The following is a 1,736-nucleotide window of genomic DNA, read 5'->3' as shown; positions in this document are numbered from 1 at the left end:
CGCCCGGCCGGCAGCGCCACCGACGACCAGGCGCGCACCGCGACGCCGGAGGAGATGGCGCGCGCCGGGGCGGACTGGATCGTGGTCGGCCGGCCGATCACCCGCGCGCCGGACCCCGGCGCGGCGGCGGCGGCCATCGCGCGGAGCCTGGCCGGGTGATCGTCAAGATCTGCGGGATCAACGATCCCGTTGCGATGGACGCCGCGGCGGCGGCGGGTGCCGATCTCGTCGGCTTCGTCTTCTTCCCACCCTCGCCGCGCGCGGTGACGCCGGCGCAGGCCGCGGCCATCGCGGCGCCGGGCCCAGGCAAGGTCGGGCTCTTCGTGGATGGGTCGGACGACGAGATCGCGGCCGTGCTGGACGCCTTGCCGCTCGACGTCATCCAGCTGCATGGCGAGGAGACGCCGGCGCGTTGCGCGGCGGTGAAGGCGCGCTTTGGGCTGCCGGTGATGAAGGCGCTCGGCATCGCGTCGCGCGACGACCTGGCGGCGCTCGCGGCCTATGCGCCGGTGGTGGACCGCTTCCTGCTGGATGCCAAGGCGCCGCCCGGCGCGCCGCTGCCCGGCGGCAACGCCGCGCCCTTCGACTGGACGCTGACCCAGGGCGTGGCGGTGCCGCGGCCCTGGCTGCTCGCCGGCGGCCTCACGCCCGACAACGTCGCCGCGGCGATCGCCGTCTCCGGCGCGCCCGGGGTCGACGTGTCCTCGGGCGTGGAGCGGTCGCGCGGCGTGAAGGATGCGGCGCGCATCATCGATTTCGTGCGCGCGGCGCGCCAGCAGGATCATCCGCAGGGAAGCTGAACGGTTCATGGCCGCGCGAGCGGCGGCGCGGATCACGCGAACGTCAGCCCGCTGGCGACACGGTCGGTGCCCGCGCACCCGATCGTCGGTTGCCGATGCGCCTGCCAGGGATCACAGACTGGGAGACCGCCGAGAGGCCGCGCGGATCTCAACCCGCAGGACGCATGACACCCGAGACACGGGGGCGGGCACGCCCCGAACCGGCTGACGCGCCGGTCGCCTTACATGCGCCGTCGCAACGGCGACCCGGCCTTCGCGCACATCTCGTCGCGCTCGTCCTGGCCGTGCTGCTGCCTGCGCTCGTCTTCGGCGCCGCCGCGTCCTGGGACGCGCTGCGCCGGCAGGATGCGGCCGAGGAGGCGCGGCTGATGGACACCGCGCAGGCGCTCGCGGCCGCGGTGGACACGCAGATCGGCGCGAAGCTGGCCGCGCTGCGCGTGCTGGCCGTGGCGCCGGAATCGGATCCGGGCGCGCCGCTGGAGCACCTCTACCTGCATGCGCGCACGACGGCGGAGATCTTCGGCACCTGGGTCAATCTGTACCGGCGCGACGGCAGCCAGATCCTCAGTACGCGGCGCCCCTTCGGCGCGGAACTGCCGGGACCCGGCGGCGGAGGTGGGCCGGGCGGCGGCGCCGTGTCGATCGAGCGGGCCTTCGCGACCGGCCGGCCGGTGGTTTCCGACGTGGCGCAGGGCCGCCTCTCCGGCCGGCCGACCGCCTTCGTCTTCGTCCCGGTGATGCGCGACGGGGTGGCGCATGCGGTGCTCGGTATGCCGCTGCTGCCCGAGCGCCTGTCGGACACGCTGCGCGGCCAGGGCTCGCGCGGCCGTGGCGCGGTGGCGCTGACCGACAGCCGCGGCGTCTTCGCGGCGCGGTCGCGCGACCCCGAGCAGGTGGTCGGCGTGCCGCGGCCGGCGCGGCAGGACGGGCCGCTCG

General features: G+C 75.9%; 3 protein-coding genes. All 3 read left to right on the top strand.

Features of this window, described 5'->3' with window-relative positions; all coding sequences use genetic code 11:
• On the top strand, positions 1–159 hold a 159-nt coding region (locus L2I40_RS22775; protein WP_237217646.1), incomplete at its 5' end, for an orotidine 5'-phosphate decarboxylase / HUMPS family protein.
• Positions 156–800, top strand: coding sequence for a phosphoribosylanthranilate isomerase (locus tag L2I40_RS22770; RefSeq protein WP_272911005.1), 645 nt, complete (start codon positions 156–158; stop codon positions 798–800). The genes L2I40_RS22775 and L2I40_RS22770, both read left to right, overlap by 4 nt.
• Positions 801–1,084: 284 nt before the next feature.
• The coding region (locus L2I40_RS22765; RefSeq protein ID WP_237217644.1) for a cache domain-containing protein at positions 1,085–1,736 on the top strand (652 nt) is incomplete at its 3' end.

Origin of the sequence: Falsiroseomonas oryziterrae, from assembly GCF_021864505.1 — a bacterium.
Classification (GTDB): domain Bacteria; phylum Pseudomonadota; class Alphaproteobacteria; order Acetobacterales; family Acetobacteraceae; genus Falsiroseomonas; species Falsiroseomonas oryziterrae.
This window is presented reverse-complemented; position numbering and strand designations above follow the sequence as displayed.